This is a genomic window from Pseudaminobacter salicylatoxidans, assembly GCF_003148475.1.
Taxonomy (GTDB): Bacteria; Pseudomonadota; Alphaproteobacteria; order Rhizobiales; family Rhizobiaceae; genus Pseudaminobacter; species Pseudaminobacter salicylatoxidans.
Map to the genome: position 1 here is coordinate 105,678 of NZ_QGGG01000014.1, position 22,629 is coordinate 128,306.

At 61.7% G+C, this 22,629-nt stretch carries 23 protein-coding genes and 1 tRNA gene; 9 read left to right on the forward strand and 15 right to left on the reverse strand.

Annotation, left to right across the window (positions count from 1 at the left end; all coding sequences use genetic code 11):
* The first annotated feature begins 34 nt into the window (after positions 1-34).
* From C7441_RS18355 to C7441_RS18365, 3 genes are all read left to right on the forward strand, one after another.
* Positions 35-2,131 (forward strand): GumC family protein, encoded by a 2,097-nt coding sequence (locus C7441_RS18355; RefSeq protein WP_109614116.1) that lies wholly within the window; start codon positions 35-37, stop codon positions 2,129-2,131.
* A 111-nt stretch (positions 2,132-2,242) separates the two neighbouring features.
* The gene (locus C7441_RS18360; RefSeq protein ID WP_109614117.1) at positions 2,243-3,142 is read left to right on the forward strand and encodes a bifunctional methylenetetrahydrofolate dehydrogenase/methenyltetrahydrofolate cyclohydrolase; all 900 of its coding nucleotides are present in this window, start codon (positions 2,243-2,245) and stop codon (positions 3,140-3,142) included.
* Between the two features lie 55 nt (positions 3,143-3,197).
* Entirely contained in the window at positions 3,198-4,160 is a 963-nt protein-coding gene (locus C7441_RS18365; protein WP_109614118.1) for a GlxA family transcriptional regulator, read from the forward strand.
* A 25-nt stretch (positions 4,161-4,185) separates the two neighbouring features.
* On the opposite strand, the gene C7441_RS18370 is transcribed toward C7441_RS18365, so the two are convergent.
* From C7441_RS18370 to C7441_RS18385, 4 genes are all read right to left on the reverse strand, one after another.
* Complete coding sequence (locus tag C7441_RS18370) at positions 4,186-5,097, reverse strand: DUF6492 family protein (RefSeq protein ID WP_109614119.1); 912 nt, start codon at positions 5,095-5,097, stop codon at positions 4,186-4,188.
* On the reverse strand, positions 5,097-5,870 hold the full coding sequence (locus C7441_RS18375; protein WP_109614120.1) for a WecB/TagA/CpsF family glycosyltransferase: 774 nt from the start codon (positions 5,868-5,870) through the stop codon (positions 5,097-5,099). The genes C7441_RS18370 and C7441_RS18375 overlap by 1 nt, the downstream gene beginning before the upstream one ends.
* Positions 5,867-7,042: a glycosyltransferase gene (locus C7441_RS18380; RefSeq protein ID WP_109614121.1), complete on the reverse strand. Its 1,176-nt coding sequence runs from the start codon at positions 7,040-7,042 to the stop codon at positions 5,867-5,869. Before C7441_RS18380 ends, C7441_RS18375 begins: the two co-directional genes overlap by 4 nt.
* 159 nt (positions 7,043-7,201) lie before the next feature.
* Complete coding sequence (locus C7441_RS18385) at positions 7,202-8,095, reverse strand: class I SAM-dependent methyltransferase (protein WP_146201525.1); 894 nt, start codon at positions 8,093-8,095, stop codon at positions 7,202-7,204.
* 243 nt (positions 8,096-8,338) lie between these two features.
* On the opposite strand from C7441_RS18385, the gene C7441_RS18390 reads away from it, so the two are divergent.
* From C7441_RS18390 to proC, 3 genes are all read left to right on the forward strand, one after another.
* Entirely contained in the window at positions 8,339-9,337 is a 999-nt protein-coding gene (locus C7441_RS18390) for a glycosyltransferase (RefSeq protein WP_109614123.1), read from the forward strand.
* Between the two features lie 107 nt (positions 9,338-9,444).
* A complete protein-coding gene (locus C7441_RS18395) occupies positions 9,445-10,569 on the forward strand; it encodes a metallophosphoesterase (RefSeq protein ID WP_109614124.1) in 1,125 nt (374 codons plus the stop codon).
* 54 nt (positions 10,570-10,623) lie between these two features.
* The gene (proC, locus tag C7441_RS18400; RefSeq protein ID WP_109614160.1) at positions 10,624-11,436 is read left to right on the forward strand and encodes a pyrroline-5-carboxylate reductase; all 813 of its coding nucleotides are present in this window, start codon (positions 10,624-10,626) and stop codon (positions 11,434-11,436) included.
* A 2-nt stretch (positions 11,437-11,438) separates the two neighbouring features.
* On the opposite strand, the gene C7441_RS18405 is transcribed toward proC, so the two are convergent.
* From C7441_RS18405 to modA, 7 genes are all read right to left on the reverse strand, one after another.
* The gene (locus C7441_RS18405; RefSeq protein WP_244916199.1) at positions 11,439-11,951 is read right to left on the reverse strand and encodes a PIN domain-containing protein; all 513 of its coding nucleotides are present in this window, start codon (positions 11,949-11,951) and stop codon (positions 11,439-11,441) included.
* Positions 11,845-12,075, reverse strand: coding sequence for an AbrB/MazE/SpoVT family DNA-binding domain-containing protein (locus C7441_RS18410; protein ID WP_109614126.1), 231 nt, complete (start codon positions 12,073-12,075; stop codon positions 11,845-11,847). The genes C7441_RS18405 and C7441_RS18410 overlap by 107 nt, the downstream gene beginning before the upstream one ends.
* Before the next feature lie 72 nt (positions 12,076-12,147).
* Positions 12,148-13,470, reverse strand: a complete 1,323-nt coding sequence (locus C7441_RS18415) for an NAD(P)H-dependent oxidoreductase (protein ID WP_109614127.1) — start codon at positions 13,468-13,470, stop codon at positions 12,148-12,150.
* Between the two features lie 168 nt (positions 13,471-13,638).
* Complete coding sequence (locus tag C7441_RS18420) at positions 13,639-13,980, reverse strand: winged helix-turn-helix domain-containing protein (protein ID WP_026060558.1); 342 nt, start codon at positions 13,978-13,980, stop codon at positions 13,639-13,641.
* A 22-nt stretch (positions 13,981-14,002) separates the two neighbouring features.
* Entirely contained in the window at positions 14,003-15,112 is a 1,110-nt protein-coding gene (gene modC, locus C7441_RS18425) for a molybdenum ABC transporter ATP-binding protein (RefSeq protein WP_109614128.1), read from the reverse strand.
* Entirely contained in the window at positions 15,109-15,810 is a 702-nt protein-coding gene (gene modB, locus C7441_RS18430; RefSeq protein WP_109614129.1) for a molybdate ABC transporter permease subunit, read from the reverse strand. Before modB ends, modC begins: the two co-directional genes overlap by 4 nt.
* 89 nt (positions 15,811-15,899) lie before the next feature.
* Complete coding sequence (gene modA / locus C7441_RS18435) at positions 15,900-16,700, reverse strand: molybdate ABC transporter substrate-binding protein (RefSeq protein WP_109614130.1); 801 nt, start codon at positions 16,698-16,700, stop codon at positions 15,900-15,902.
* A gap of 731 nt (positions 16,701-17,431) precedes the next feature.
* Here modA and galU point away from each other — a divergent pair.
* Complete coding sequence (galU, locus tag C7441_RS18440; RefSeq protein ID WP_026060556.1) at positions 17,432-18,325, forward strand: UTP--glucose-1-phosphate uridylyltransferase GalU; 894 nt, start codon at positions 17,432-17,434, stop codon at positions 18,323-18,325.
* A 75-nt stretch (positions 18,326-18,400) separates the two neighbouring features.
* On the opposite strand, the gene C7441_RS18445 is transcribed toward galU, so the two are convergent.
* Entirely contained in the window at positions 18,401-19,186 is a 786-nt protein-coding gene (locus C7441_RS18445; RefSeq protein ID WP_170125182.1) for a metallophosphoesterase, read from the reverse strand.
* A gap of 441 nt (positions 19,187-19,627) precedes the next feature.
* Here C7441_RS18445 and C7441_RS18450 point away from each other — a divergent pair, with 441 nt between their 5' ends.
* The gene (locus tag C7441_RS18450; protein ID WP_109614161.1) at positions 19,628-20,407 is read left to right on the forward strand and encodes an ABC transporter substrate-binding protein; all 780 of its coding nucleotides are present in this window, start codon (positions 19,628-19,630) and stop codon (positions 20,405-20,407) included.
* 179 nt (positions 20,408-20,586) lie between these two features.
* Positions 20,587-21,510, forward strand: coding sequence for a DMT family transporter (locus C7441_RS18455; protein WP_109614132.1), 924 nt, complete (start codon positions 20,587-20,589; stop codon positions 21,508-21,510).
* Between the two features lie 192 nt (positions 21,511-21,702).
* Here the strand turns inward: C7441_RS18455 and C7441_RS18460 are convergent.
* The 3 genes from C7441_RS18460 to C7441_RS18470 form a co-directional block, all read right to left on the reverse strand.
* Positions 21,703-21,777: transfer RNA gene (locus tag C7441_RS18460), tRNA-Thr, on the reverse strand.
* A 187-nt stretch (positions 21,778-21,964) separates the two neighbouring features.
* Positions 21,965-22,240, reverse strand: coding sequence for a hypothetical protein (locus tag C7441_RS18465; protein ID WP_109614133.1), 276 nt, complete (start codon positions 22,238-22,240; stop codon positions 21,965-21,967).
* The gene (locus C7441_RS18470; RefSeq protein ID WP_109614134.1) at positions 22,237-22,554 is read right to left on the reverse strand and encodes a hypothetical protein; all 318 of its coding nucleotides are present in this window, start codon (positions 22,552-22,554) and stop codon (positions 22,237-22,239) included. Before C7441_RS18470 ends, C7441_RS18465 begins: the two co-directional genes overlap by 4 nt.
* Positions 22,555-22,629: the final 75 nt, after the last annotated feature.

The window sequence follows — 22,629 nt, forward strand, 5'->3', positions numbered from 1 at the left end:
TGTACCCTGAACCTGTGCGGGAAGCCTGTCCCCGATGTCTAACGCCGAAAACCGTGACCGGAAGCGCTCGCTTCTCGCCTACGCACATGAAGACGCCGGCACCGACAAGGATGCCAAGGCCGGTCCGCTGCTTTCCATGGCGCAAACCGACGATCGTGCGCGGGAGGATGCGCTGGCCCGCCACCAGGCTGCTCGCGCGCGGCGCGAGACGCAGGCAATACCTCCGGCGGATGCCCGGCAGGCGCCGGAAACAATCCTCGACCCTGCGCGCCAGAGCTTTCTTGGCAGCGTCTCGGGTTGGACCGTGGCGAAAGTCGGCGACATGCGCGAAAAGCTGTCTGGTTGGCGGCGCGAACCTCGCAACGAGCCGCCTTCGCACGGTGCCACGGCCCCGCAAGAGCCTGTCGAAAGCGTGATCGAAGACGATTTCGTCGACGAGCCGGAAGATAATGCCCAGTGGAAGCCGCTGATCGATCCTCTGAAGGTCGTCGGCGGCATCGGGCGCTCCAAGGCGCTGATCGCGGCCTGCACGATCCTTGGAGCGGCGCTCGGTGTCGGCATGGCGCTGTCGACGCCGAAGAAATATGAAGCCGCGACCGAACTGCTCATCGATCCGCGCGACCTCAAGCTGGTCGACCGTGATCTCACCCAGGGCGGTTTTTCCAACGAGGCAACGCTTGCTATCGTGGAAAACCAGGTGCGTGTGATCACCTCCGGCACCGTGCTCAACAAGGTGGTCGAGGCGCTGAAGCTCGACGAGGACCCCGAATTCAACGGTACCGGCAAGGCCGGCGGCATGCTGCCAAATCTGCGCTCCCTGCTCTCGCGCGGCGGTTCCGATGCCGACGACCCCGGCAGAAGGCGTGCGCTGGCTATCGACCACCTCGCCGAAACCCTGTCGGTGGAACGCGGCGGCAAGACATTCGTCGTCTCCATCCGGGCCGAGACGCATGATCCGGAGAAATCAGCGCTCATTGCCAATACCATGGCCGACGTGTTCCTGCAGACCTATGGCGAGTTGCAATCCGACACAGCCGGGCGCGCCACCGAAGAACTCACGGCCCGCCTCGACGAGTTGCGTAAAAGCGTGGAAACGGCCGAACGCAAGGTCGAAACCTTCAAGGCCGAGCATGACATCATCGACCCGCAAGGCCGGCTCATCACCGATGACGAGTTGGTGAAGCTGAACGAGCAGCTCTCTGTTGCTCGCGCCCGCAGGCTGGAGCTTGCTGCCAAGGCGGATTCCGTCAAGGGAACGAATGTCGGCTCCGTTGTCGATGGCGTGCCGCCGGAGGCGCTTTCTTCATCGACCATGACCGAGCTGCGCTCGCAATATGCCGCGCTGAAGAGCGAAGAGGACAGGCTGGCGGTGCAGCTCGGCCCGCGCCATCCGAAGCGCCAGGCCATCGAAGCCCAGCTTTCGGGCGCGCGCGCCCAGATCGAGGGAGAGTTGCGCCGCATCATCGCCTCCGTTCAGACGGAGCTGAAGCGTTCGATCCAGCTCGAACAGGAGCTGTCATCACGACTGGCCCAACTGAAAGTTCGTCAGGGCGATGTCAGCCGCGACATGGTCGCGTTGCGCGAACTGGAGCGCGAGGCGGCGGCCAGGCGTGCCGTCTACGAAGCCTTCTTGCTGCGTTCCCGTGAAACCGGCGAGCAGAGGGACATTAACACGGCGAATATGAGCGTCATCTCGCGGGCATATCCGCCATTGCACGCACAGCCGCCATCACGCTCCACCATCACGCTCGCCGGGACCTTGCTTGGCTTGCTCGCCGGCATCGGCATCGGTGGTCTGCGTGGGGCCTATGACAGTCTGCGGGACACGGCCGATGAACGCCGGCGCCCGCGCCGCGCCCGCAGGACACCTGCGCGCGTCACCCCGTCCGACACCGTGCCGGTGCCGGCCACGGATCGCGCGGCTGGCGACCCGGACAACCAGCAAACTGCCGATTCGCTGCAAAGACCGCTCGCCACGCCCGAAGCTGACGCGACGACACAGGCAGCTAGTGATACCGACCGTCTCGCCAATGCTGAGACATCGATCGAAGAGATTCGTGCCAGCCTGCGCGACTTCCGCCACGCCGTGGAGGAACTGGCCCAATCGCGCACGCGCCGCCGCTATTTCTGAGCCGGAAAGCGAGCCGATTTCGAGTTAGCGGCATGTAACGGCGTAAAGACGGGATTGCATGGCGTTTTTTTCGTGACTATGCCTTCCTGCAATACGCATGCAGGAGGACATATGACCGATATTATCGATGGGAAGATCGTTGCCGAAAGCGTCGTCGAGACGGTTAGGCGCGCCACCGCCGATCTGGTGGCCAGTCACGGCGTGCAGCCCGGCCTCGCGGTGGTCATCGTCGGCGAAGACCCGGCAAGCCAGGTTTATGTTTCCTCCAAGGGCAAGAAGGCCAAGGAGTGCGGCTTCCTCTCGGTTCAGCACACGCTGCCTGCCGAAACCGGTGAAGCCGACCTGCTCAAGCTGATTGCAGACCTGAATGCCGATGACACGATCCACGGCATTCTGGTGCAGCTTCCACTGCCCGACCATATCGATTCCGGCAAGGTTATCCAGGCCATCGCGCCTGAGAAGGACGTGGACGGCTTCAGCTTCGTCAATGTCGGCAAGCTCGGCACCGGTGAGATGGACAGCGCTTTCGTGCCCTGCACGCCGGCGGGCTCTATGCTGTTGATCGAGCGCGTGCGCGGCAAGGATCTTTCCGGGCTCAACGCCGTGGTAATCGGCCGCTCCAACATCGTCGGCAAGCCGATGGCCAATCTGCTTCTGGCCGCGAACTGCACCGTCACCGTCGCGCACAGCCGCACCCGCGACCTGCCGGCTCTTGCCCGCACCGCCGATATTCTCGTCGCGGCCGTGGGACGGCCGGAAATGATCAAGGGCGACTGGGTCAAGCCCGGCGCCACCGTCATCGATGTCGGCATCAACCGCATACCCGCGCCGGAGAATGGCGAAGGCAAGACACGGCTGGTCGGCGATGTGGAGTTTGCCGGAGCCTCCGAGGCAGCCGGCGCCATCACGCCGGTACCGGGCGGTGTCGGTCCCATGACCATCGCCATGCTGATGGCCAACACGCTGGTTTCGGCAAGCCGCGCTGCAGGCGTGGAGCCGCCAGCCTTCTGATAGAAAGGCGCATATGCCGCCCTTGCAGCAGGCAATCCAGACATCTTCAGCGCTCATGCCCAACGACGTGGGCGGCGAGCGTCGGTTCGCCTTCCTGCTGGTCGACAAATTCCCGATGTTTTCGCTGGCGGCGGCGATAGATGTCTGCCGCTCGGCCAATCGTCTGTTGGGCCACGATTTCTATAGCTGGATCACCGTATCGCCTGACGGCGATGCGGTCACCGCCTCAAACGGCCTGCCGCTGAAGGTCGATTACGCGGTCGCCGATCTTCCGGCGGTCGACATCCTTTTCGTCTGCGTCGCGCTCAACCTCGAATTCCCAGGCAAATCGAAAGTGCTCGCGGCACTCAGAAGCTGGGGCCGGCGCGGACAGGCACTGGGCGGCCTTTCGGTCGGCGCCCATCTGCTGGCCGAAGCGGGCCAGCTCGACGGCTATCGCTGCACCATCCATTGGGAAAACCGCGCCGGCTTCATGGAGCGCTTTCCCGACATCGAGTGCACCGGCAATGTCTTCGAGATCGACGGCAAGCGCTACACCTGCGCCGGCGGCACCACTTCCATCGATCTGATGCTGGAGATCGTGCGCGGGGATTTCGGCGCCAACCTGACCAACAGCGTCGCCAACCAGTTCCAGCACGAACGCATCCGCTCGGCCGGCGACCGCCAACGCGTCGGACCCGAACGCGACCTGACCGGGAAGTCGGAGAAGCTGCGCAAGATCGCGGAACTGATGGCCGACAATCTCGACGAACCCTATTCGGCCCTTCAGCTCGCCAGAATGGCGGGGCTTTCAGTGCGTCAGGTGGAGCGGCTTTTCCTGCGCCATCTGGGCATGACGCCCGGCCGCTACTATATGCGGCTGCGGCTCGAACGCGCGCGGGAGTTGCTGCGTCAGACCAATATGCCGATCCTCGATGTGGCGATTGCCACCGGCTTTACCTCGCATTCCTACTTCGCGCAGAGCTATCGGCTGCATTTCGGCCGGCCGCCTTCGGAAGAGCGCCGCACCACCTACTGAAACCAGTGTCCGGAAGGCGAAGCGACTACGCTTCCACCAGCCTGCGAATACGTCCAAGATCCGTGCCAATGAAGGATTGCATGCCGATCGCCACCTGTTCGGGCGCCATGGTGGCGACAAAGTCATGAAATTCCTCGTCGGACATCGCATGCCCAAGCCAGTGGACACGGCAGAACTCCTCCGCCCCGTGAAAATGCCCGTCTCCGTCCAGCACCTCATCGACAAAGCGGCCATAGAGCATGCACTCGGAAAATTTCCGCGTCGTGCCCAACACTTCGATCCAGCCCCTGCCGTGCGTATCCTCGATACGCGCGCACATATCCCTTGCGCTGGCGCTACGCCAGGCAATGAGCGTCGCGATGTAATCGTACGGTGAAATGACCGGGGCGGAAATGCCGAGCGCTTCCGCTGCATTCTGCGACCAGACTTTCTGGTTGCCGGGCAGCCATCCGCCCATCGCATCGCTGCGACGAAAGAGCCTGACATGGCCGTTGCGCTGAAAGCGCCGGCAATCGAATGGCTTCAGGAAAGCAACGTCAGAGTCGATATAGACGAGAACCTCGTGCGGCACATGCGCGGCGATGGCGATACGCCGCAACTGCTGAACATGCCAGCCGCGCAACGGCTTGGTGCGCCAGCTCAACCATATGCGTCGGCGAAACAGGCTCAGCGGATCATCGATCACATGGAGCCAGCGCGGAAGCAGATCGCGTTCGTCGACCACGGTGCGACCGGGACCCTCAAGCTGGCGAAAGAGAGCGACATCACGCCCTTCCACGAGGATATAGTGATGGTCGGCGCCGGTGACATAGCGGTCCAGTGTCTCACACAGGAGTCGGCAGCGCTCGAAGTCCGGCGCGTAGCTTGCCGTGACGATGGCCGTGCTGAGGCGAACCTTGGAAGACATATCTTGCGAAAGAGCCGCGCGGTCGTCCATCACACCCTTCCAGAACGCTTCTGGCGCACGATGCGGAGCAGAAACAGCGGGTTCCCGACGATGTAGCGCCGCCACAGACGGCCCGGTTCGAGAAGCAGCCTGAACACCCATTCGAGTCTTAGCCGGCGCATCCACAGCGGCGCGCGCGGCACCGCCCCGCTGAGAAAATCGAGCAGGGCGCCGACCGCAATCGGCAGCGTGCAGTGCTCGGCCGTCAGGTTCCGGTCGATCCACAGTTCCTGGCGCGGCACGCCCATCGCCACCAGCAGAATATCCGGCCGCAGTTCGCGCAGGCGCTCCAATATTTCCGGTTGTTCCTCGTCCGAGAAGAAGCCATCATGCACGACGACGAACTGGTGCTGGCCGGCGAGAGCCGCAAGCTCTTGCGCCGCCGCCTCGGCATTGTGGCGCGTGGTACCGATGAGCCCGACCGTAAGCGGCTCCTGCGAAGCCTGCAGAAATGCCGGCACGAAATCGGTTCCGTTGAGATTGTCCGGAAACGGCTCACCGTAGAGGAGCCGGGCGGCGAGGTCGACGCCGATACCGTCGGGCAGGACCAGGAAATCGTTCAGAGCGGCCGCGAACTCGGCCTCCGCGCAGGCGATATTGGCGTTGTGCGCATTAAGGAAGGTGATCCGGGTGAATTCGCGCTCGGTGAGCATGCGCTGCAACAGGCGGATTGCATCATCGCGGGCCACGCTGGCCACGGAAATGCCGAGAATGTCCTTCCAGGAGCCAATCCCGAAAGCGGTGCGCGTGGCATGAAGGTTCATGCAGCCACCTCCCTCCGTGCGGCATCCAGCACGGCAATCCCCTTGCCGATACGTTCGTCCAGCACCGACCGCTGGCGCCAGTAGAAGGCGGAGCCATCCACATCCTGCAACGCGCCGGCCACGGCCAGTTGCAATGCCGCCGCGAAAGCTGCCGGATCGTCCGCCACAGTGCAGTTTTCCGGCCGGTGGTCGATACCACGCAGCGCGCTGCTGGTGGCGACCGATGGCAACCCCAGTTCGAAGGTTTCGATGGTCTTGAGCTGCACGCCCGTCCCGGCCCGGCTGATAAGCGGAATGACCGCCGCTCCGCGCACGAAAGCTTCGGCATCCGGCACGCGGCCGACGAATTTCACGCCGGGATGGCGCGCGCTCATGCCAGCGGGAATGTGCCCGGCAATCCTGATCGAGAAGTCCTGCGGCAGGAACGGCGTGACCTCGTTGAGGAACCAGTCGAGACCGATGCGGTTGGGTTGCCATGTCCAGGTGCCGATCAAGGCGGCATCATATTCGACGGCGCGTTGGCCCAGCACCGGTGGCGGCCCGGCACGCGTGACCAGAGGCAGCGCGGCGGAGCGCTTGTCCGACCCGACACCGAGGGCAGCGCGGTCCTCTTCGGCAAGCGTGAAAACGAACCTGGCCTTGCTGCAAAGTCGCGCTTCCAGCTTTTCCAGAAGCCTCGCCTCCCTGCGATAAAGGAAACGCTGGAACGCGCTGCCAGAGGCTAAGGCGTTTTCCTGCGCCGAGCGGTGCTCGACATTGTGGGCAACGAAGATCGTGGGCCTGTCTTCGAACACACCTTCGAAAGCGCCGGCGAACTGCACGGAATTCAGCACGTAGGCATCGAAAGGCCCCGCTTTCTCAATCGCGCGTCGCACGGTTTCGCAGCGTATCGTGCGCAGCTTGACAGACGAAAATGTCTGACCAGAGCGCATGGCCCGCAAAAGCCAGCCGAGCTTGCGATGCATGGGCGCGCCCTCGGTGCGCACATCGACTTCGCCCAGCAGGATCGTGTTCTCGGGATCGGAGGGCGCGCGTCCGGGCCAGGCAAAGCCAAGCACCGTGACCCTTATGCCGGCACGACGCAGGGCGTCGATGATTGCGGCATTCGCAATCTCGTAACCCGACCCCAACGCGCCATCCGGCACGATCGATGTTGCAAACAGAAAATGCATCGCAGCCCTTATGTAGCTATCTGTTAGCAGCGCCGTGGTGAAGCTTTGATTAAGCAAATCGCCGCGTCTGGCCCACTTCTCCACCTGACGTTGCGGACCGTTAAAGGTGTTTAACGGATCGTAAAATCAAGGGCTTGTTTCCGGACGCGCGGCCGTATGCTACCGCATCCGCGTGCTACGCGCTGATGTTGGCCTGGTGGCCCGGAATTGCATCGGCGTGGCGAGCGAGGCTGGCCAATTGCGCAGAACGAACAGCCCTCCGCTCCACTTTAGCGCGCGGGCCAGCCAGACCATGGTTGCGCCCTGCCTCTCCGCAAAAACCGGATCGCTTAGAAGACGCTCGAATGCCCTGGCCATCATTCCGGGCTCAAAACGCACCTGCAATTGCGCTTGCTTGCTCAACCGCTCCACCTGACGAGCAGTGATGAAGTTGAAACTTTGCCACAACTCTTCCGTATGGAAACGACGGGTCCATGGCGTCATGGCCGGACGAGATGGAAACAGGGCTACACCGTAGTGTGGTTCAAATGGCACCGTGTAGTTGGGACAGGTGTGAATCATGATGCCGTCCGCAGCGAGGGTACGGGACATGCCATGTATGGCCGCTTCGAGCTTGGCGATGTGCTCGAGCACATTCGCGGAGAACATGACGTCAAACACTCCGTGGAGGTCGGGGTCCAGGTCCTCCGCGCCAAGTGGCAGCAACCTGACATTATCCAGACCAAGATGGTCCCGGATTGCGGCAGACAGAGCGTGCATGAAGCCAAAGCCCGTCGCGGCGGGCTCGAGCGCCGTGCAATCATAGCCGAGGCGATGCAAGAGGAAAGTCGCCAGACCCAGGCCCGCCCCCACTTCAAGGATGCGGCGGTCGCGTAACTCAACCCCCGTAAGCAACCCCATTGAGACGCGCAGTTCGCCTGAATAGGTGGCAAGCGTTTGGGCAACATATTCGGCGTCGAATGATGTCGCCGCCGCGCAACGTTCCACGCATGAGTCCGAGGTCACCTCCGCGATGAAGGATTCCACCTCGTCAGCATGAGGCATATCGACCATGCTGGACTCCTCCACCACTCGCTCATTTGTTTCACTAAGTCGTTTTGTCCAGATTGATCAAGCCGGCTGGGAACACAGGAGACCAATGATTGCCACGGTCACAAAAAAGGACGGTAGCCACATTTCACGGCGCGCCAACCCCATAACAAGCTGAAATATAACGGGAATCCAGATCGCGCATTTTAACCGATCGTTATCGGCAAGCATGCTACGGCGGGGTCTGTTGAACGGGCGGGCTATAGTATGACTTTTTCGCCATCCGAGGCTTCCGTTTCGATTGCCGGACGCTCTCCGACCCTAGCCGCTGAGGCTATTGAGGTCATCATAACCGTGCCGACCTTTCGTCGGCCGCAGCAATTGCTGGCGACGCTCGATTCGCTTGCCATGCAGCACACCGCAAGGCGCTTTGCGGTTATTGTCATGGAAAACGAAGCCGAAGCCCGTGAAGGCGCGGCCGCCGCATTGCCCGTCTTTGAGTCCGGCCATCTGGGCGGCATGGTGATCGTCGCGCATGAACGTGGCAACTGTAGCGCCTACAATGCCGGTTGGCAGACCGCGATCTTACATTTTCCCGTCTTCCGCCACCTTCTCGTGATCGATGACGACGAGATAGCTGACCCGCACTGGCTGGAGCGGATGTGCTGTGCGGCCGAAACGCTGGAAGCCGATATCGTCGGCGGGCCGCAGGTGCCGGTGTTTGCAAGGCCCGAACATGCGAAATGGGCAACGCATCCGGTCTTTTCACCTCCCTATACGGAAAGCGGCCGGGTGAAGGCGCTTTATTCCTCCGGTAATCTGCTGATCGGCCGCCATGTGCTGGCGGCAATGGGAGCACCCTTCCTCGACCTGAGGTTCAATTTCATGGGTGGCGGAGATTCCGACTTCCTCAGCCGCGCGGTGCAACGCGGTTTCACGCTTGGCTGGTGCGCGGAAGCTCCGGTTTACGAAACCGTGCCCGAACGGCGCGTGGAAGCCGACTGGATACGCGCGCGCGCCTTGCGCAACGGCGTCATTTCCACGCTGGTCGAAAAGAAGAAGCGCGCCGGCACGCCATTCGCCAGTACCAAAATACTCCTGAAAAGCCTTGCACTGCTTGCCGTCTCGCCGCTGCGCGGGGTCGCGCGGCTGCTGCGCACGCGCTCGCTGTCGATCGGGCTCTATCCCGTCTATGTCGCGCTCGGCCGCATCATGGCCGAATTCGGCTATGCCAACGAGCAGTATCGCCAGGCCGAGAAAAACTGACCGGCCGCGGTGGTGGCCCTTCTGGCTTCGGCGGGAAACTTGCCAAGCCCGCCTGCCCATAGCATCCTGAAACGGTTTCAAACGCCAAGGAAAGCCGGGATCGCAGGATGAGCGCCGGAAAACCGCACTTCGCCACCAGACGCGACGTGTTGCGCGGCAGTCTTGGCATAGCGCTGCTGCCGATACTCGGCACTGGGGGAGTTGCCGAGGAGCGGCCGACGACGGACGCGACCTTCATTTTCACCAATGACGTGCATGCCTGCCGCATGGCATCCGGGCTCAGCCCCCATTGCGAGCAGGAAGGCAAGACGGATGCCAACCTGCTGCGTCACATCGCGGCGCTGAACCGGCTGCCCGGCGGCAAATGGCCACTGAAAACGAGTGGCAAGGCAAGCGGCCTTGCCGGCGCTGGCCAGAAAATCGAGACGCCGCTCGGTGTCGTCATCGGCGGCGACATGACTGACGACGGCGGCGGACAGGTGACGCTGCCAAGCGAGGGCACGCAGCTTCTGCAGTTCAGCCACCGCTATCAGCAAGGCATGGGTGCGGATCGGGTGCATTTTCCGGTCTATGCCGGGCTTGGCAACCACGATCTCGACCAGGATGGCCCGGCCCCGCATGTCGATTGGTATCGACGCGAAATGCGCGATTATGTCGAGATCAATCACCGGCCAAGCGTGTTCTTCAAGCCGCCGGTGCCGGCCAAGAACTACGATGTGGGCTCTGACTGCTATTCGTGGGACTGGGGTGGGCTGCATCTCGTCCAGACCCACCGCTTCGCTGGCGATACAGCCAAGGGCGCCATCAACGGCCTGCCCTGGCTTAAGGACGATCTGGCCACCTATGCCGGCGACGGGCGACCGGTCATTCTCTTCCAGCACTATGGCTGGGATCCGTTCTCGCTGGAGCGATGGGATCCTTCCGCCCGCATCTTCGACAACGCGGGAGCGGGCCGATCGCACTGGTGGAGCAGGGAGGACCAGCAAGCCCTGCTTACGGTCCTGTCCGATTACAATATAGTCGGCATCTTCCACGGCCATGAGCACGACACGGCCCTGATCTACCAGCACCACGGGCTGGACATCTTCAAGCCGAAAGCCGCTTTCAAGGGCGGTTTCGCGCTGGCGCATGTGACCGACCGTTTCATGGATGTCACGCTCGGTGAAGCGGTCAACGCAGATGGGGAGGTGGTGTTCACCAATGCGTTCAGCAAACCGCTCACTACCGGCTGACGCACTTCCCGCTCTGCCCCAGACAGTCTATTGAAGCCTTTTCAGGAGGAACGCATGACCGTGAAAGTGCTGCTCGCCGGTTGCGGCAATATGGGATACGCGATGCTGGCCGGCTGGCTGAAATCGGGGCAATTGCGCCCCTCGGAAGCTTTCGTGGTGGAGCCCAATGCGGACTTGCGCGCACGCGCCGAGAAGCTGGGCGTGGCGACCGGCGCCAGCACCTCCCAACTTCCCGTCGGCACGCCCGAAATCGTGGTTCTGGCGGTGAAGCCGCAGGTGATCCGCGAAGTCACGGCAAGCTACGAGCATCTTGGCAATGGCAAGACCACATTCGTCAGCGTCGCGGCGGGAACGCCCATCGCCACGTTCGAACAAGTGCTTGGCGACAAAACGCCTGTCATCCGCGTCATGCCCAACACGCCGGCCGCTATCGGCAAGGGCATGATGGTGGTCTGCGCCAACCCGCATGTGAGCGCCCGGACAAAACAATTCGTTGACGACCTGCTGGCGGCAAGTGGCGCGGTGGCAACCATCGACGACGAAAAGCTGATGGATGCGGTCACGGCCGTTTCCGGCTCCGGTCCCGCCTACATCTTCCATTTCATCGAATGCCTGACGGCCGCCGCCGAACATGCCGGCCTGCCCGCCGAAACGGCGAAACTGCTTGCCATGCAGACGGTTTACGGCGCTGCCAGCCTGGCGTTCGAAAGCGACGAGGAACCCGGCTTGCTGCGCCAACAGGTGACAAGCCCCAACGGCACCACCGCCGCCGCGCTTGCCGTGCTGATGGGCGATGACAGGCTCAAGTCGCTGGTGACGGAAGCGGTAGAGGCCGCGCGGTTGCGGTCGGTCGAGCTGGGGAAATAGCGCTACAGGGCAACGAAGGGATTGCGGATAGTCAGTTGCTGCTCGATCGTCAGTCCATGGTGCATGTCTTCCGACAACAGCGTCTCGCAACCTGATGTGAGTGCGGCGGCGACTATCATACCGTCATAGATAGCGAGTCGGTGCCTTTCTGCGATCAGGAGACCGACTTCATGAACCTCTTCGGTCAGAGACACAACGGTCAGCAATTCGCGAATGAGCATGAGAAATTCACGCGTTTCAGCCCACGACAGAGCCATCTTTCGTCGGGCAACGCTGGCGATCTCGTTCAGCACCTGAACGCTGGTTTTCCCGCCACTTTGCAGGAGTGTTTCTGTTCTCCGCGCCTTCGCCTCATCGGCCGAGGCCAGGTAGAGCAGCACATTAGTGTCGAAAAACGCACCGCCTTGCTCAGCGGGCATTGGCGTCTTCTCGTTCGAACTTGAAATCGGCAGGCAGGCGGCCTCGATAGTATCGCAGCCGGTGTAGAAGCTCAGCGCGCCCGGGCTTCCGCGCAAGCCCCAACTCGCGACGGTCTGTCACGTGTAGCTCGATTTTGTCGCCTTCCTTGAGGTCAAGCGCATGAACCACCGCCGCAGGCAGACGTACCGCCAAGCTGTTTCCCCATTTTGAGACTTTCATGCCAGCCTCCCAAGATATACATATTGGCTAATGTATATCCGACCGTCTGATTGATCAAGGAAACCACAGAAGTCAGGCCATCTCGACGCCGTAAAGCATCTCGTCCTGCTTGCGGCGCAGGCCGAAGAGGCGGGTGGTGGGGTCGGGCGCGGAATTGTCGGTGGTGAGCAGTTCTCCCTTCTTTACAGGCTTCAGCACCTTGCCGCCTTCCAGCAGGCCGACCGGCACCGCATGGCTGGCGCGAGCTTCCTCCACCGTCATGGTCCAGGAGCGGTAGCATGTCTCGCCAATGGCGTCGAAGGTCTCACCGGCCGCGAGGTCGCGCTTGGCCACCGCGCAGACTTCCGCGACAGGACGCGGCAGCGGCACCATGTCTGGACGACCATAGAGCATGATGCGCGCGGCCGTCAGCGGCACTTCCAGCGAAGTCAGGTGATAGGGCCTGAAAAATGAGTAGTAGGGTCCGCGGCCGATATGCAGGTCGTCCATGCGCTCGATAATGCGCGGATGCGTTGCCTCGACCACCACGAAAACGCCCGGCGCCACGCCCTTGCCGATGGTGTAATCCACCACGCCCTTGCGGCTCAGCACGCCGCCGGCTTCCTGCGGGATAAGCACCTTCGCCAGGTTGTCGCGATCGACCTTGGGGCCGTGCATGCCGGGCTTGTCAGGAACGAGGCCGGTGGCGTTGGCGATCGCCGCCATCTCGACCATGGTCTTGGAACCGTCGATGAACTCCACCAGCATGCGCGGGTTCATGTTGCGGCGCTCGGCTTCCTCGCGATAGTCGTCGGGCACGGCATCATGGTTGAGCGGATTGTTCTTGCCCTTGCCGGCCGAGACGATTGTGTAGCCGAGCGCGGTGGCGAACTCGATGAGTTCCATGCAACTCGACGGCTCGTCGCCGGCCCCGACCGAATAGACGACGCCGAGCCTGTCGGCCTGCTTCTTCAGATAGGCGCCGATGGTGACGTCTGCCTCGACATTCATCATGACGAGGTGCTTGCCGTGTTCCATGGCCATCAGGTCGAAATCGGCGGCCACGCCCGGCTTTCCGGTGGCGTCGATGACCACATCGATCAGCGGATTGGTGACCAGCATCTCGTTGGAGGTCACAGCGATCTTGCCGGCCTCGATGGCGGCCGTAACCTTGGAGCCGGTGTCGGCATCGCAGGCCTTGGCATCGTCACCATAGGCGATCTCGATGGCAGCATGGGCAGTGTGCGGTCGGCGCGTGGAAATGGCGCAGACCTCGACGCCCTTCATCAGCATCGTCTGCGTGACCAGATCGGTGCCCATCTCGCCCGACCCGATGACGCCGATGCGCACCGGACGCCCCTCATCGGCACGTTTGGCGAGATCACGGGCAAGCCCGGTGAGGGCAACATTGGTCATGGCAAATCCGAATGCTTGGCAAAACTGGGAAGAGGTCCGAAAGACAGGCACGTCTTGCCAAGGAAACGAGCCTGCGTCCAGTCACACTCTAGCACAATTGGCGGGCAAGGTCGTCGCAGGCGACAACGCTTGCATGCGCCCCATGGCCGGGTAGCGCGCTTTGCGCGCTCAGCGCGCCTCGATCTCGGCCTGCAGCGCCGCCATCTGCGGGGCGGCAGCGGCAACGGCGGCACGCTCGATGGCGCGGAACCGCGTAACCACCGACAGGCCGACAGGCGTAAGCTGCGCCCCTCCGCCATGCTTGCCGCCGGTCTGCGCCGAGACAAGGGGTTTGCCGAACAGCTTGTTCATCTCCTCGACCAGATCCCATGCCCGCTTGTAGGACATGTTCATGGCCCGCGCGGCGGCGGAAATGGAGCCAAAAGCGGCAATCTGTTCAAGCAGTTCGATTTTTCCTGGCCCGATCCGGCCTTGCGGATCGAGATTTATCCTCAAAGTCAAAGACGGCATATCATCGCATTCCTTTTGAACGCTAGATATCATGCAAGGCTCCGGTGCGGGACAAATTTTCCTGATCGAACGCCACGGTCTTGATCACTGCGAAAACGGGGCGTCCGACCGCAAGGTCGAGAGCGTGCAGCGATTGGCGGGTGATGCGCGACATCACCGCCTCGCCACCGCAGTCGATGCGGACCTCCACCGCGACACCGTCCGCCGGCTGAATCGCGGCGATCGTGCCCGCCAGCATGTTGAGCGCGCTCAGGCCTTGCGGACGTTCGGTCGCGATTATGACGTCGCGTGCACGGATACGCACGCGAACCTTGTTGCCGAGGCCTGCATCTATCCGCGGCACGCGTATCTCGCCGGCCCGCGAGGCAAGCATGGTCATATCGAATTCGCGGTCGTGGGCAGCAACCTGCATGTCGAGCACCGCCCCGCCCTCGCCCTGCGCCTCTTTCGGCAGCAGGTCGAGCCGTTGCATGATGGTCCCGGTGGGTCCGAACGCCGACAGCTTGCCCTGCGACATGACCGCCACATCACTCGCCAGCCGCGCCACCTCGCCGATCGAGTGGCTGACATAGACGATGGGGATTTTCGTCTCGTCGCGCAGCCGCTCGATATAGGGCATGATCTCGGCCTTGCGCGCTTCGTCCAGCGAGGCAAGAGGCTCGTCCATCAGAAGCAGCCGGGGGCTCGTCAGCAGCGCCCGGCCGATTGCGACGCGTTGCTTCTCGCCACCGGAAAGGCGGCTGGGACGTCGTTCCAGCAAATGACCGATGCCCAGAAGTTCGACCACACGGCCAAGATCCTCATAGCGCTCTGCCGAGGGCGTGAACCAGCGGCCATAGAGCAGATTTGTGCGTACGCTCATATGTGGAAAGAGCCGCGGCTCCTGGAACACATAACCGACGCGCCGCTTGTGCGCGGGCACGAAGATGCGCTCGGCAGTGTCGACGAAGACCCTGCCCTGCGCCGTGATGCGCCCGCGATCGGGACGCATCAGCCCGCCGATCAGGTTTATGAGAGAGGTTTTGCCCGAGCCGGACGGGCCGAACAGCGCCGTCAGCCGGCCAGCGCTTTCGAAACGGGCCTCCAGCGTGAGAGAGCCGAGACGCTGGCTGATGTCGACCGAGACCGTCATTCGATATCGAGCCTCTTGCCGAGCCGCCGTGACATTGCCTCGGAGGCGACCAGCGCCGTCATGGAAATGATGATCGATACGATGGTGAGCCGAAGCGCGCCGACATCGCCACCCGGCACCTGGGTGAAGGTGTAGATAGCGGAAGGCAGCGTCTGCGTCTCGCCCGGAATATTGGAAACGAAGGTGATGGTGGCGCCGAATTCACCCATCGCCTTGGCGAATGACAGGATCATGCCTGCAATCACGCCAGGCAGGATCAGCGGCAGCGTGACGGTGAAGAAGACCCAGGCCGGATTGGCTCCCAGCGTGCCGGCGGCAGCCTCCAGCTTGCGGTCCACCGCCTCTATGGAGAGGCGGATGGCGCGTACCATCAACGGAAAACCCATCACACCGCAGGCAAGGGCCGCGCCCGTCCAGCGGAAAGAGAAAACGATGCCGAAATTCTCGGCCAGGAAGGCGCCAACGGGTCCGCGCCGGCCAAAGGTGAGCAGCAGGAGATAACCGGTGACTACCGGCGGCAAGATCAGCGGCAGATGGACAATGCCGTTGAGCACCGACTTGCCCCAGAACTTTCCACGCGCCAGAAGCAGCGCCACGGCGATACCGATGGGCAGGCTGACCACCATCGCCCACGTCGACACCTTGAGCGAAAGGTGGACCGCTGTCCATTCCTCGGGGCTGAGCTGCATCCAGCTCATGCCCCCGCACCTTTCCGAAATTCGGTACGCACGTCCATCTGCATCCTATAGACTGGAAGACCGACATATGCCGGTCCAATTTCCAAATCTTAGTTTGTGCGCACCAGAACCGTGAAGCCCTGCGCCTCGAACAGCGGCCTGGCCTTCGCCGACTTCAGATAATCGAGGAATTTGGCGGCGTCCTCGTTCTTCGTATCCGCAAGCAACCCGGCCGGATAGATGATCGGCTCATGCGTGTCCTGCGGGAAGGCGGCGATGATCTTGACCTCCGGGTCGGCAGCGGCATCTGTCTGGTAGACGATGCCCAACGGAGCTTCACCGGTCGCGACCAGCTTCAGGGCGGCGCGAACATTCTCGGCCTGCGCAACCTTGTTCTCCACCGACGACCAGACGCCGAGCTTTTCCAGCGCGGCCTTGCCGTATTTGCCGGCCGGCACAGCCTTCACGTCGGCCATGGCGAGCCTGCCGTCGCCCAGAAGGTCTGCGAGCTTGAAATCCGGCTCGATGGTCGTCTCGGTCGTCGAATCCCTTGGAGCGATCAGCACGATGCGGTTGCCGAGAAGCTGCACTTCGGTATCGGGCTTGGTGAGGTTCTTCCCGGACAGGTATCTCATCCAGTCGAGGTCGGCCGAGATAAAGACATCGGCCGGCGCACCGCTTTCGATCTGCCTGGCAAGCGCGGAACTGGCCGCATAGGAAATGGTCGCCGGTTCGTTGCCATCGGCCTGCCAGGACGCATTGACGGCATCGAGCGCGTTCTTCAGGCTCGCGGCAGCGAACACAACCACATTGTCGGCCGCCTGCGTGGTTGGCACCGCCGTAAGCAGCATGGCCACCATGCCGCCCACGGCGGCTGCAAAACGAAATCCAAAACCCCTGCGCGTCAGCATGACTGTCCCTCCCTCTGGAGCTGTTGAATCAGGATGGTGGCACGCTATGTGACTTCTTTCGATATATCCAGATGAATATAACCATATACCTGAAATTTCTTCCATTTCCATCCAGATCCCGCTCCGGGATAGCTACCACTGCATATTGCGTCAGGTCAGTCGGGCATCATTCCTGACGCGCGACCAGAGACGACAGCCTGGACGAAGAGGCCACCGCGCCAGATTAACGAGCTTTTACAAAATGTTACCCAAATGGGCTGGGGATTTCAGGTCTGCGTCACAATCCGATCCACGATCTGGCCTATTGGCCATACGGTATTGTTATTGCGAGTGAAAATGCGGCCTGCCCCTTTGCAACATCGGTTTCTCGCAGCGAGCTTTGGATCGAGCCGCTGGCTGGCCTTTGGCCATCCCAGCCGGCGCAATCTTTGCTGGGGAACGCAACCGTTTCGTCCTTGCGGCGTTATGTGTGTCGGCACCGTTAGCGGTCTTCATGATGCCGAGGAAATCAAACATTGCGGAAAAGGGCAGCGATGCCTGGGGTGAGCTTTGTCGTCGCGATCCGGAATGCCAAAGCCACACTCAAGCGCGCCCTGCATCCATCCAGGCGTAACCGCTTCGGCGTTACAGCCGATACGCATCACCAGACCAGCTAGCGCCGCAAAATCATTAACCGGGATTGGACGGGTTGGCACGAACGCCCGATCAGTATGAAGAGGGAAGACAACGATATGAAGAAAGTGAAAAAGGCTGTCATTCCAGTCGCGGGGCTTGGCACACGCTTCCTCCCAGCCACGAAGGCGATGCCCAAGGAAATGCTGACTGTGGTTGACCGGCCTGTCGTTCAATATGCCGTGGACGAAGCGCTCGAAGCGGGCATCGAACACATCGTCTTCGTCACCGGCCGCAACAAGCACGTCATCGAGGACTATTTCGACATTCAGCCAGAACTGCTCGACACGCTGACGCGCTCGGGCAAGATGGACTTGCTTGCATCGCTCAAGCAGCTTCAGCCATTGCCGGGCTCGGTCAGCTTCACCCGCCAGCAGGCCCCGCACGGGCTTGGCCACGCAGTGTGGTGCGCGCGCGATATCGTGGGCGACGAGCCCTTCGCGCTGCTCCTTCCCGATATGGTTTCCTTCGGCGAGAAGGGTTGCCTCGCCGGTATCATGGAACTGTATGAACAGACCGGTGGCAATGTGCTCGCCGTCGAGCAATGCGACCCGACCGAAACCAACAAATACGGCATCGTCGGCAAGGGGAACGCCGTGCGCGGCGGTTTCGCGGTCACCGAAATGGTGGAGAAGCCGGCACCAACGGCCGCGCCGTCCAACTATTACATCAATGGCCGCTACATCCTGCAGCCCGAGATTTTCGACATACTCGGCACGCAGGAGCGCGGCGCCGGCAACGAAATCCAGCTTACGGATGCCATGAGGCGGCTTGCCGAAGGCCAGTCGTTCCATGCCCATCCGTTCAAGGGCCGCATGTTCGACTGCGGCTCCAAGGAAGGCTTCATTCAGGCCAATGTGGCCTTCGCGCTCGCGCGCGACGACATTCGCGATCTGGTATTCGAGCCGATCGCCGAAATGATCGCCTCGCAAACGCGTCGCGCGGTCGCCTGAGCCGTATGCCCGCAAGGCCGGAGGGCGTCGCACCTTCGGCCTTGTTTATTTCGGGCAGACCCGGACTTGCGATAATCACCCCGGCCGGTTGCTCAGATAGCTGCCCTTGTCGCGGAAGATGCGCAGCGACGTCAGCCGGCCGCTGTAAAAGCAGCCGGTGTCGATATTGATGCGGCCGCGCTGCATACCGGCATCCAGCACCGGCGTATGACCGTGCACCACATATTTCGTCAGCGGATGCGGGCTCTCGTAGAAAGCCGAGCGGATATAGATCAGATCGTCGTCGGACTGCTGGTCCAGTTCCAGTTCAGGCCGGATTCCGGCATGGACGAAGACATAACGTTCGGCCTCGACCATGATCGGCAGCGAGCGCAGGAAGGCGACATGCGAAGCTGGGATCGCGCTGCGCACCGCCTCATCGACGCGACGCGAAGACTGATGGACCTGCCCCAGCCTGTCATGGTCGATGCCATAGGACAGCAGCGTCGCCTGCGCGCCCATCAGCATCCAGTCGAGCAGCGACAGACGCCCGTCCAGATAGTCCAGCATCGCCACTTCGTGATTGCCGGTCAGGCAGACACGTTCGAATCCTTCCGGTGGCGGGGCCATAAGATGCTCGATGACCTGACAGGGTTCCGGCCCCCGGTCGATATAGTCGCCCAGCATGATGATGAGCTTGCGGCCGGGAAGCGCCACGGCATCCGCAGTGATTTCGCGCTCCAGGGCGACCAGTTCGCTCAGGCAGCCATGCACGTCGCCTATGGCGTAAACCGCAGTACCCGCAATATCGAGCCGCAGTCGCATGCGCCGTTCACGGCTTGCATTCCTGTCCAGACCGAAGAAGCCGGCCAGCGTCTTCATCGAATGCCTCACATCCCGCAGCAGCGGCCGCTCATGAACGCCCATGTCCCTCGACGCCGGCAAAACACCAGTCGTCCCTCTTTTCAGCAGCATCGCCCCGATTGGCCGCCAATCCCCGAGAATTTTCCGGGCCATCGCGTTCCCGATCGCCCGCACCACTCAAACTAGCGCGGGATTGGCAACCGCCCATAGCGCTCGGCCTTGAGCGCGGATTGAGGCAACAGAATGGTGATCGGCCATCGCGAGAATACGTCCTGTGCCCCGCCCAGCCCGGACGCTCCAGCGATAGGACGAATGGCCCAGTTTGCGCTTACGTTTGGCAATGCATCACGCCACACTGGATATTGTCCGGCGTTGCGGGCAAAAAGACTTGCGCGCGAATGCGCGGATATCGACCTGGTTCGCCGCGCATGGCGGCGGATCGCGACAGAGAGGAACATTATGCGAATTGCAATGCGTATCGCCCTTGCGGCCTCTGCCATGGCCCTGGCGATCGGAACGGCCCAGGCGCAGGAAAAGACGCTGAAGATAGGCACGGAAGGCGCCTACCCGCCCTTCAACAACCTGACGGCCGACGGCAAGCTGGAAGGCTTCGACATCGACATCGCCAACGCGCTGTGCGACGAAATGCAGGTGAAGTGCGAGTTCGTCACCCAGGAATGGGACGGCATCATTCCCGCCCTGCAGGCCGGCAAGTTCGATGCCATCATCGCCCAGATGTCGATCACGCCCGAGCGCCAGAAGCAGGTGGACTTCACCGACAAATATATCGACACGCCGCCGGCTATCGTCGCGCCCAAGGACAGCGACCTCCAGGGCACCAGCAAGGAAGACCTCGCCGGCAAGACCATCGGCGTGCAGGGCTCGACCACCCATTTCATGTATGTCGAGAAGACCTACACCGACAGTGACGTACGGGCCTATCCGAGCGCGCAGGAATACCAGCTCGATATGGCGAACGGCCGCCTCGATGCCATCAATGACGACATCGTGTCGTTGCAGGAATGGCTGGATACGCCGGAAGGCGCTGCCTGCTGCAAGCTGATCGGTACGTTCAAGTCGGATCCGGAGATCCACGGCCCCGGCGCCGGCATCGCGCTGCGCAAGGGCGAGGACGAGCTGCGCGAAAAGTTCAATACCGCCATCCAGGCCATCCGCGCGAACGGAAAATACAAGGAAATCAACGACAAGTACTTCAAGTTCGACGTCTATGGCGAGTAAGCCGTGACGGTCCGGGCATGAAATAGAAAACGGCGGGGGTTTTTCCCGCCGTTTTTCGTATCTGCACGATATCTGCGACGCAGCAGCGCATGATGCGCTTGCCTCTCGCAACAGCCACAAACCCGATCTAGATCACAGGCATTCAATCCGGGGCCGCACTGCCCCACAGGATCCTCGAAATGACCTTCCGACAGGCTCTCGCGCTGCCCCGAACCAATCTGGTTGTTGCGGGCGTGCTCATAATGCTCCTTGGCAATTTCATGTTCGCCCTCAATGACGCGATGGGCAAATGGCTGGTTGCCAGCTATTCGGTCGGACAGGTTCTGTTCGTGCGCTCTGTCGGCGCTTTCATCGTCCTTGCTCCCATGATCGCCCGGCAGGGTATCGCTCCCCTGGTGCGCATTGAAAAACCCTGGCTACAGGCGCTGCGCGTGCTTCTGGCCACCGCCGATACCGCCTTTTTCTATGCGGCGGTGATCTACCTGCCGCTGGCGGACGTGATGACCTTCTACATGGCCGCGCCGATCTACATCGCCGCGCTCTCGCACATATTCCTCGGCGAAAAGGTCGGCTGGCGGCGCTGGCTGGCCATCGCCATCGGCTTCTGTGGCGTGGTGATCGCGCTCAGACCGTCTTCGTCGTCGCTGTCGCTTTCATCGCTGTTTGCGGTGATCGGCAGCGTCTCGTTCGCCGTCTCGATGATCCTCGGCAGACGCCTGCGCGGCACCAGCGACACCGCGCTGGTGACCTGGCAGACCGTTGGCGCGCTCATCATGGGTTTCCTGCTCGCGCTCGGCGACTGGCGACCGGCAAGTGGAGTGGACTGGTCGGCCATGCTGCTGCTTGGCGCGGTCTCGGGCTCGGCGCATATGCTTATCACACGGGCCCTGAAACTTGCACCGGCCTCCACGCTGGCGCCGTTTCAATATACGCTTCTCTTGTGGAGTGTGGTGTTCGGCATCGTTTTCTTCGGCGACGTGCCCGACAAACAGCTCTTCGTCGGTTCCGCCATCATCATCCTGGCCGGCCTGTTCATCTTCCATCGCCAGAAGGTGGTGGACGGTGGCAGCAAGCCCGAAACCGTGCCGCGCAACGTGAACTGATAGGCTTACGCGTCACCACGACACAGATTCGTCTCCCGCCGGCGAACGCTTGCAGGTGCTTTTTTGCCCGGCTCCGCTGATTCGCCGGATACGCGTTTCCGCGCCAACAGACCGATGTCCTGAAACCACGAATGGCACGACGCGACAAGCCGGGCATCCGGGCTGCGATCACAGAACTGTCGTCGGGAAAAATGGTGCTGCCAGAGAGGATTGAACTCTCGACCTCTCCCTTACCAAGGGAGTGCTCTACCACTGAGCTACGGCAGCAATCGGCACCTCAATAGCGATGAAAGCTTTAGATTGCAAGGCGTGTCGGACACATTTCAGAAGGCGATCCACAATGGCCAAAAGTTGCCATGCTGGTTACAAACGAGCAGCAAACGACACCATTCTGTAGAGACCTGCACCACGCTGGTAACCAGTTTGTAGCCAGTTTAGCGTCCTTTTCTGGTCACTACCGTTTCGGTGGCGTCAACCACCCCTGCCGCGTACTAAATTTTTGGCTGGCGTTTGCGCTCAGACGAATCCCGATTTTCCTCGACCCACATTTCGAGCAACGCAAAAGCGGCGTCAGCGCGTCGTGCATGGCTGAATGGTCGCGGCCGAGCCTGCGCGCGAGCGATTCCAGATCGAGGTCCGCCGAATTGTAGCAACCTCCCTCGCAGCAGGCAGTCAGGCAATAATCACCATCGATGAGATCTCCGATGGTTTCGACCTTCAGCGGCTTCATTCTTCTTTCCAGATAGGAACACGCTTGAACTCGATCCGCACCAGACGCCGGATTTTCAGGCCAACCGCTTCCCGGCCTGTTGGAACGAACGTTTCAACATCGAGCGTACCGCTACCTGGCCCACAGCGCTCGCATTTCATCCGATGCATGAGTGAATCGATATCCACGTCACCGAAAATGTGGATCAGGTCGTGGGCGAAATAGTTATGTGTCCGCTTGCAGTACGGACATCGCACGCGCACGAGCCTCATCCCGTCGTTCAGGTTCGACAGGCAGTAGTCACCTTTCTTGGGCCAATATGGTTCCGGCATCATGAGAACGAACTAGGAACATTGACAGGTTGAAGTCAACGGCCTACGAAAAATGTGATTGGCGTACGGAGAGAGAGC